This window comes from uncultured Vibrio sp. (assembly GCF_947488985.1).
GTDB lineage: Bacteria > Pseudomonadota > Gammaproteobacteria > Enterobacterales > Vibrionaceae > Vibrio.
Genome location: NZ_CANLBV010000121.1, coordinates 1 through 8618, shown reverse-complemented (window position 1 = coordinate 8618; position 8618 = coordinate 1). Strand labels below are relative to the sequence as shown.

Genomic DNA, 8618 nt, shown 5'->3' with positions numbered 1-8618 from the left:
GTCGACTGAGAAGGTTATATCTATGTGCTACCGAAGTTGGACTAAGCTGACCAATTAAATAATCAAATTGGTATAATTCAAGCATCCATTTACTGAGTTTGTCGGACTTGAACTTGGCTCGTCTTAAAGCAACTCTAGCGCCATGAACCAGTAAAGAGCGAATGTAAGTATTACCCCGTTTGGTAATACCGAGAAGAATGACATTGCCACCCGTCGTGCCTGGTTACGATGCAGCGGACCTGTGATACAGCCAATTTGAGAGTGGCCGTTATCAATCAGGTGCTTGGTCGCCATGTAGTGTGTGATTTATCATTTGCACCTTTCGCCTTTTGAGAGTGTGATAACGATCATCGAAACGTTTCGATGATGCGTTTTTTGGTGATCTCAATCACGAGTTATTTGTAGGGAGAATGTGTTGGCTTGGTGATTTTATGCCTCACGGATATGCACGGTAACGGCAACAATCGCATGATCGGTGCTGAATTGATCGTGCTCAAAGCTTGGATTAACCAGGTGATGATCCAAAACCGTGTAATCAGACAATTCCATTAAGCTTGATGAGTTCTGACAGTCAAACTCGTTCGACATCAAAATGTAATCCAGTACCGACCCAGAAGCGCCATAGTAATGGGTGGGTTTCCGCTGTTCAAGCAAGTCTTCTTCATGCAGTTGGTGGTAAAGATCCCAACTGTCTTTTAATCGAAAGTAGGATAACCAATGTTTACTGCTTTCATCTCGGTTGATTGAGTAACTTAATAGCCCTTTAAACTCATCATTAAACAGAGGCTTATTAAAGTCGCCCATCAGCACAACAGGTTGATCGGTTTGATAGCGTTGCTGGGTTATGTATTGATGCAACAGCTGGCTTTCAAGGCCGCGCTGAACGCTAGATAACCAAGAGCCCAGTTGTTGTTGGTGGAAGCGAGTGAGCGTGTCACTTTGTGGTTTTTCGCCTTGCCGAGTGTTATCGACAGAATCTGCCTTTGGCTCGGTTGGACGCTGTGATTTAAAGTGCGCGACATAACAGTCGGTCGATCCCAAATGGGGTAACGTGATCGTAGCGTGAACTGGCGTTCTATTGAATGAGAATTTGTCGCCAAGGTTGAATGCCCTCAGTAACTCGGCATTCGGCATCACGGGTTGTACATTCTCTATCGGATAACGAGATGCAATACCAACGACAGGTGAGGTATATAGGTAATCATCTTCAACATGCGGGCTATCGACCACCGCGAAATAAGGATAACCAATCTCGCTCAGTAGTTGTTTTAAAGATAGTGAACTGAATATTTCTTGAAAGCCAATCACATCACAATCTAATGACCCAATCGCTTTAGCTATCCAATGCTGCTTCTTCTGCCATTCCTCAAAGCTATAGATATTCTCAAAATCATAATAGGCATTTGGTGGTTCGAGGTAGTTCAAAAGATTGAACGTAGAGAAGGTGACTTGGTTTACTTTATTCAAAGTGTGACTCCATTAAGCCTAAGGAGATCAGGATAGCGCAACCATGGCGAGATCGTTGAACATTTCTTAGATTGCGTATCACTGTTAGTTTGCATATCACCGGCAGAGACAAACCTCGTAAACTGATGCGTATGCCGTGGCAGGTAAGCAAATTATAGTGCTACTGTTTATCTGAGTATCACTTAATAACTTAGATTGGGTACGAGTAATTGCAAATAAACGGTCAGAGTTACACTGGTGATGGTTTTATTAGTTATTACATGATGTTAGATTTGAACCTATACTTGGTTTATCGACGTGCATATCAAGCCGACAATCAAGCGATACAACGCATTTATGACATTTGAAGGGAGAGTCAAATGGAAACAGTTTTCCAACGCAAAGCCTCGCAGCGCACTCAGTTTTTCAGGTTCAACTTAGCTTCATGTGCAGTCATGCTGCCGCTTTTTGCGCTACCGCCTTCTGTTACTTACGCTTCTGATACCGATTCAAACTCCGCCGTCACCGTGATTGAAACCACCCAGTTGGTGGGTTTTGGGGAAGCCAAATACCCCGCCGATTTCACTCATTTCGATTATGTAAACCCGAATGCGCCTAAGCTAGGCAAAGTGACCTATGGCAGCATTGGTACCTACGATAGCTTTAATCGATTCGGCTCCCGTGGTGTGGCGGCAAGCTACACCGGGGATATTTACGATACCTTGATGTTCTCGCCAAGTGACGAAATTGATGCCTACTACCCACTTATTGCGTCAAAAGTGCGCTATGCCAGCGACTTTTCTTGGCTAGAAATTGATATCAATCCAAACGCCAAATTCCATGATGGTCAACCTATCACGGCGCACGATGTTGCGTTTACTTTCGATAAATTCTCGACCGAAGGTGTCCCTCAGTACCGCGTGTATTACAAAGAGATAGAATCGGTGACCGCCGTCTCTGATCGGGTTGTGCGTATTGAGATGAATAAACCAAACCGCGAGAAGCTGTTTAGTTTTGCACAAAGCACCCGCGTATTACCAAAGCATTACTGGAAAGACCGAAAACTCTCTGAGCCTTTGAGTGAGCCTCCGGTGGGAAGTGGTCCTTACAAAATCATCAACTATAAGTCTGGCCAAAGCGTGACTTATGGACTAGATGAAAACTATTGGGCCGCCGATCTACCTGTTAATGTGGGTCGCAATAACTTCAAGCAAGTGCAGTACGATTATTACCGAGACGATACGGTGATGCTAGAAGCGTTCAAGGCAGGGGAGTTTGATCTTCGAACTGAGAACTCGGCTAAATTCTGGGCCAACTCCTACACAGGGGCGAACTTCGATAAAGGCTACATCGTTAAAGAAGAGATTAATCACGAGAAGCCAGAATCGACCCAAGGCTTTGTTTTCAATATTCAGTCTCCGGTCTTCTCTGATCCTAAAGTTCGTGAAGCGTTAACCTACGCAATGGACTTTGAGTGGATGAATAAGAACATGTTTTACGGTCAGTACAAACGCACGCGTAGTTACTTCCAAAACACAGACTATGAAGCGAAAGGCTTACCAAGTGAAGAGGAAGTTGCGCTGCTGTCTCAGTACAAAGACCAAATTCCTCCGCGAGTGTTTACTGAAGAGTTCCAGCCGCCTGTCACCGATGGTAGCGGTCGTATTCGTAGTCAGATGCGTACCGCGTTCAAGTTGTTGAAAGAGGCTGGGTGGGTGTTGAAAGACAAAGTGATGACCAACCAAAAGACAGGCAAGCCGATGTCGTTTGAGTTGTTGATTTACAGCCCAACCACGGAACGTATCGCAACCCCCGTTCAAAAAAACTTGAAGCGTATGGGTATCGAGATGAAGATCCGTACCATAGATACCACTCAGTACATTAAGCGTCTTCGTGATCGTGACTTTGACATGGTCTCTTCATCGTTTTCGCCGAACCCGTACCCAAGCCCGAACTTAATGATTGTGTGGAACTCTAACTACATTGATTCGACTTACAATACTGCCGGTGTTATGGACCCTGTGGTTGACGCGTTAACCGAAGAAATTGCGCGTAACCAACAGCATCCAGAAAGGCTACTAACGCTGGGTCGCTCTCTTGACCGTGTGTTGCAGTGGAATTTTTATAATATCCCGCAATGGCATGTTGGAGAGTATCGCGTAGCAATGTGGGATAAGTTTGAGCGTCCATCGCAATTACCTAAATATGACCTAGGGATTGATACTTGGTGGATATCAGAAGAGAAGGCGGCTTTGCTTCCTGAAAAACGTCGTTAGGAGTTAGCATGGCCGCGTATATATTTCGACGTTTGTTATTGGTGATCCCCACGTTGTGGGCGATCATCACCATTAACTTTTTCATTATTCAAATTGCGCCCGGTGGGCCAGTCGAGCAGGCTGTTGCTCAATTGGAAGGGCATAACTCCGGTATTATGGAGCGCTTTTCGGGTGGTGGACAAGAAGTCGATTTAAGTGAAAGTGACCAAGCGTCTGCCAGTGGTTATAAAGGGTCACGCGGGCTTGATCCTGAAGTGGTGGAAGAGATCAAAAAGCAGTTTGGCTTTGATAAACCGATCCACGTTCGCTATTTCGACATGTTAAAGAATTATGCGACCTTTAACTTTGGTGAAAGCCTGTTCAAAGGTGGTAATGTGATTGATCTCATTATAGAGCGACTGCCGGTTTCTATTTCCTTAGGCTTGTGGAGTACGTTAATCATCTACGTGATCTCTATACCTTTGGGGATCATGAAGGCGATTCATCATGGATCTCGCTTTGATATCTGGTCAAGTGCCGTCGTCATTGTGGGGTATGCGATACCGGGCTTTCTGTTTGCGATTATTCTGATCATCTTGTTTGCGAGCGGCAACTACTTCAGTTGGTTCCCGCTGCGAGGTCTGGTGTCGAGTAATTTCGAACAGCTCAATTGGTATCAGCAAATCATCGACTATTTCTGGCATTTGGCGTTGCCTATTTTTGCCATGGTGATTGGCGGCTTTGCAACATTGAGTATGCTGACAAAAAACTCTTTCCTTGATGAGATCAATAAGCAATACGTGGTCACGGCACGAGCGAAAGGTTTGGATGAAAGCAGCATTCTTTATAAACACGTTTTCCGTAACGCGATGCTGATCATCATTGCGGGTTTCCCCAGCGCATTTATTAGTATTTTCTTTACGGGTTCGATGTTGATTGAGGTGATGTTTTCTCTCGAAGGCATTGGTTTACTGGGCTTTGAGTCGACCATTCAACGTGATTACCCAGTGGTGTTTAGTTCTCTCTATATCATGACTTTGCTCGGTTTGGTGCTGAGTATTATCTCCGACCTGACATATACCTGGGTTGATCCTCGAATTGATTTTGAAGCGCGTTAATGGCGAATGAATAACAAGGTATTGATAAAAAATGTTTAGCAACCCTTTAGCTGAAGCTCGTTGGCTACGTTTTAAAGCCAACAAGCGTGGTTTTATTTCTCTTTGGATATTTACACTGCTGTTTGGATTAAGCCTGCTTGCAGAGATCATCGCCAACGATAAGCCATTATTGGTGTCTTATGACAATCAATGGTTTGTCCCTGTCATCAATGAATATTCTGAGACGGAATTTGGTGGCGAGTTTGAAACCGAAGCCGATTATACAGACCCGTATGTAATCGATCTCATTGAAGACAGCGGATACATCGTATGGCCAATCATCCCTTTTAGTTACGATACGATAAATTTCGACATTACAGGCGCAGTGCCATCAGAGCCGGATTCGGTTAACTGGTTAGGTACCGACGACAAAGGACGCGATGTATTAGCTCGTATTATCTATGGTTTTCGTATCTCCGTTATCTTTGGGTTTGTTTTAACGATTGTATCGAGCGTGATTGGTGTTGTGGTCGGCGCGACGCAAGGTTACTACGGTGGCTGGGTCGACTTGTTTGGGCAACGGTTCATTGAAGTCTGGTCTGGTATGCCAACCTTGTTCTTGTTGATTATTCTATCAAGCTTCATCGAACCGAATTTCTGGTGGTTGCTTGGGATCATGGTGCTGTTTAGTTGGATGAGTCTGGTGGGCATTGTGCGAGCCGAGTTCTTGCGTTGTCGTAACTTTGATTATGTTCGAGCAGCACAGGCAATGGGGGTTGATGATAAACGCATAATGCTGCGTCACATGTTACCCAATGCGATGGTGGCGTCGTTAACCATGATGCCGTTCATTCTTTCTGGTTCGGTCACCACATTAACGTCGTTAGATTTCTTAGGCTTTGGTCTTCCTGCTGGCTCACCTTCGCTAGGTGAACTTTTGGCGCAAGGTAAAGCGAACTTACAAGCGCCTTGGCTTGGCATTTCTGCTTTCGTCGTGCTTTCGCTGATGCTTACGTTACTCGTCTTCGTTGGTGAAGCGGTGCGTGATGCCTTCGACCCACACCAACAGAAGTAAGGATAACCGATGACTTCAAATACAGTTCCTACTTCAAGATCAGCAACAGAGCATGCCAACACATCTCCCGTTCTAACCATTGATAAATTGTCGGTAGGGTTTGGACGTAAAGACTCGATAGAACAAGTGACCCATGATGTCTCACTAGAGATATACAAGGGCGAGACGTTAGCGCTCGTCGGAGAGAGTGGTTCTGGTAAATCGGTCACAGCCAACTCGGTATTAAAACTGCTGCCGAAAGGCTCATCGCACTACTTAAGCGGTAAGATTAACTTCTCGGGTAACGATATTTTGAGTTGCTCTGAACGGCAGCTTCGTGGAATTCGTGGTGGTCGCATTGGTATGATCTTCCAAGAGCCAATGGTATCACTCAATCCGCTGCATCGAATTGGCAAGCAGTTGGTTGAAACCCTAGCGATTCACCGTGGTATGCGAACCAATAAAGCTCAAGCTTTGGCTATTGAATGGTTGTCTAAAGTGGGTATTCGTAACCCTGAGCAAAAAATATCGGCTTACCCGCATGAGCTATCGGGTGGAGAGCGACAGCGGGTGATGATAGCGATGGCACTGATTAATGAGCCAGAGCTGCTTATCGCCGATGAGCCGACCACTGCATTGGATGTATCAGTACAAGCGCAAATCTTGGATTTATTGAAAGATCTGCAACAAGAACTCGGCATGGCAATGCTTTTCATTACTCATGATCTGAGTATCGTGCGTAAGATTGCCGACAGAGTCGCGGTGATGAAAGACGGACGTTTGGTTGAAAGTAACGATTGCCAAACGTTGTTTCATGAGCCTACTCATCCTTACACGCAAAAGCTTATTAACTCTGACCCGAAAGGTTTACCTGTTCCGGTTTCTTCGGAAAGTGAACCGTTGCTTGAGGTTGATCAGCTACGAGTCTGGTTCCCGATCACTGGTGGGTTATTTAAACGCACCATTTCCCATGTGAAAGCGGTGACGGATATGCAGTTTACTCTAAAGCGAGGACACTCAATCGGGTTAGTGGGGGAGAGCGGATCTGGAAAATCGACTACCGGTATGGCGATATTAAAACTGGTGGAAAGTGAAGGTTCGATTACCTACCAAAGCGAACAACTACAAAACTTAAACCGCCAGCAGATGCTGCCATTTAGAAGCCGAATGCAGGTAGTATTTCAAGACCCGTTTTCAGCGTTAAACCCAAGAATGTCTGTTGCTCAAGTGATAGGCGAAGGTTTACTGGTTCATCAACAATTGGATGAAATCGAACTCGACCAACGTATCTGTGAGGTTATGAAAGAGGTCGACCTAGACCCTGAAACTCGCCATCGTTATCCAAACGAGTTTTCTGGCGGACAAAGGCAGCGTATCGCTATTGCACGTGCTCTGATTCTTAAGCCAGAGTTTATCCTACTCGATGAACCAACATCTTCACTCGACAGAACCGTTCAAGCTCAAGTACTGGATCTTTTGAAGTCACTTCAAGAAAAGTACGGTTTGACCTATTTGTTTATTAGCCATGATTTGAATGTCGTCAAATCCTTGTGTCATTACACCATAGTGATGAAAGCGGGCGAGGTGATAGAGAAGGGTGACACTGAGACTTTGTTTGGTGATCCGCAGCATGAATACACCAAGCAACTTGTGAGTTTATCGAATGTGGATGGGGCGTTGTAGCGCAGTTTTAGTGACGAAAACAGATAGTGCTTGATGAATTCAACATGGTCATTTACTTGTTTTAAGATTACACTGCGGCCAATATTCCAGAAGTACATAGTTAGGTAGAGGTCACCATGGACCAAGAACATTACGAAGACGCTGATTACGAAGGCCAAGAGCTGGGCGAAGAAGGCGAAGAGATTGAAATTGAAGCAATTGGTATTGATGTTTCATCACAGCCAATCGAGCTCTACAAAGTGTTTAAAATTGCTAACCTAGTGAGTGGTGGTGGTGAAGCTAAGCACATCATCTCTGAAGGCTACGTAGCGGTAAATGGTGAGCTAGAAACCCGTAAGCGTCGTAAAATGTACGATGGCGACTTCTTTGAATTCAACCAAGAATACTATGTAGTGGTGTGTGATCAGCCAGTACAAGAAGAATTAGAAAAGCCGAAAAAGAAAGAAGCGCCAAAAAAAGAGAACAAGGCGAAGAAAGGCCAGTCTAAAAAGGATTCTAAGAAGAAAGAATCTAAGAAAAGCAAAGCAGAAATGCTAAGCGCCAAGGCTGAACCAAAGAAAGAGAAAAAAGAGAAGAAACCGAAAAAGAAAGCGGACACGCCAAAGCCAACACGTGATGACAAAAGCGGCCGTAATTCGATTGAATTCTTCTAACATTATTCTTGTAAGACGTTAAGTAGATATCAAAAGGCTCACTATTTAGTGAGCCTTTTTTGTTGTAGCTAGCTTAATTTGAGGATAACTCTAACTGGTTTGTTCGACTTCATTTGACGTCTTAGAACGCTTGAATGAGTAAATCATATAACCAATGATACTTGCCGCAACAATAACAGAGCAGACTCGGATAAAGTTAATCAACATTGGTCCGTTCTCAATGAACTCGTTAATCCCCCAAAGTAGAACGAGTGAGAATACAAACATGACGAGTAGTCCCCAACAAGGTGCATCGATTTTACCCGGAACAACATACCACCCATCTTCTTTGATCGGTTTGTTCAGGCGTACATACCGGCGTTTTTCAAGGTAGTTGTCATCATTTGCTTACTTATTAAGCAGCTTCTCTTTCTGGGTTTAGGTGTACTTC

Annotated in this window: 6 protein-coding genes and 2 pseudogenes; 5 read left to right on the top strand and 3 right to left on the bottom strand. The window is 44.6% G+C overall.

Annotated features, from left to right (window positions below; all coding sequences use genetic code 11):
• Positions 1 to 124: 124 nt before the first annotated feature.
• Both Q1A70_RS17850 and Q1A70_RS17845 read right to left on the bottom strand, forming a co-directional pair.
• Positions 125 to 217, bottom strand: a pseudogene (locus tag Q1A70_RS17850) (IS110 family transposase); the annotation flags it as partial.
• Between the two features lie 212 nt (positions 218 to 429).
• On the bottom strand, positions 430 to 1467 hold the full coding sequence (locus tag Q1A70_RS17845) for an endonuclease/exonuclease/phosphatase family protein (protein WP_299694795.1): 1038 nt from the start codon (positions 1465 to 1467) through the stop codon (positions 430 to 432).
• Positions 1468 to 1826: 359 nt separating this feature from the next.
• Between Q1A70_RS17845 and Q1A70_RS17840 the strand changes: the two genes are divergently transcribed.
• The 5 genes from Q1A70_RS17840 to Q1A70_RS17820 all read left to right on the top strand — a co-directional run bounded on the left by Q1A70_RS17840 (position 1827) and on the right by Q1A70_RS17820 (position 8188).
• Positions 1827 to 3722, top strand: a complete 1896-nt coding sequence (locus Q1A70_RS17840; protein WP_299694792.1) for an extracellular solute-binding protein — start codon at positions 1827 to 1829, stop codon at positions 3720 to 3722.
• Between the two features lie 8 nt (positions 3723 to 3730).
• Positions 3731 to 4819 carry a microcin C ABC transporter permease YejB gene (locus Q1A70_RS17835; RefSeq protein WP_299694789.1) on the top strand — a complete coding sequence of 363 codons (1089 nt, stop codon included), beginning with the start codon at positions 3731 to 3733 and terminating at the stop codon, positions 4817 to 4819.
• A 31-nt stretch (positions 4820 to 4850) separates the two neighbouring features.
• Positions 4851 to 5873 (top strand): ABC transporter permease, encoded by a 1023-nt coding sequence (locus Q1A70_RS17830; protein WP_299694786.1) that lies wholly within the window; start codon positions 4851 to 4853, stop codon positions 5871 to 5873.
• 9 nt (positions 5874 to 5882) lie between these two features.
• A complete protein-coding gene (yejF, locus tag Q1A70_RS17825; RefSeq protein ID WP_299694784.1) occupies positions 5883 to 7535 on the top strand; it encodes a microcin C ABC transporter ATP-binding protein YejF in 1653 nt (550 codons plus the stop codon).
• Between the two features lie 116 nt (positions 7536 to 7651).
• Positions 7652 to 8188 carry an RNA-binding S4 domain-containing protein gene (locus Q1A70_RS17820; RefSeq protein ID WP_017099343.1) on the top strand — a complete coding sequence of 179 codons (537 nt, stop codon included), beginning with the start codon at positions 7652 to 7654 and terminating at the stop codon, positions 8186 to 8188.
• 90 nt (positions 8189 to 8278) lie between these two features.
• Here Q1A70_RS17820 and Q1A70_RS17815 read toward each other — a convergent pair.
• Positions 8279 to 8536, bottom strand: a pseudogene (locus tag Q1A70_RS17815) (sodium transporter); the annotation flags it as partial.
• Positions 8537 to 8618: the final 82 nt, after the last annotated feature.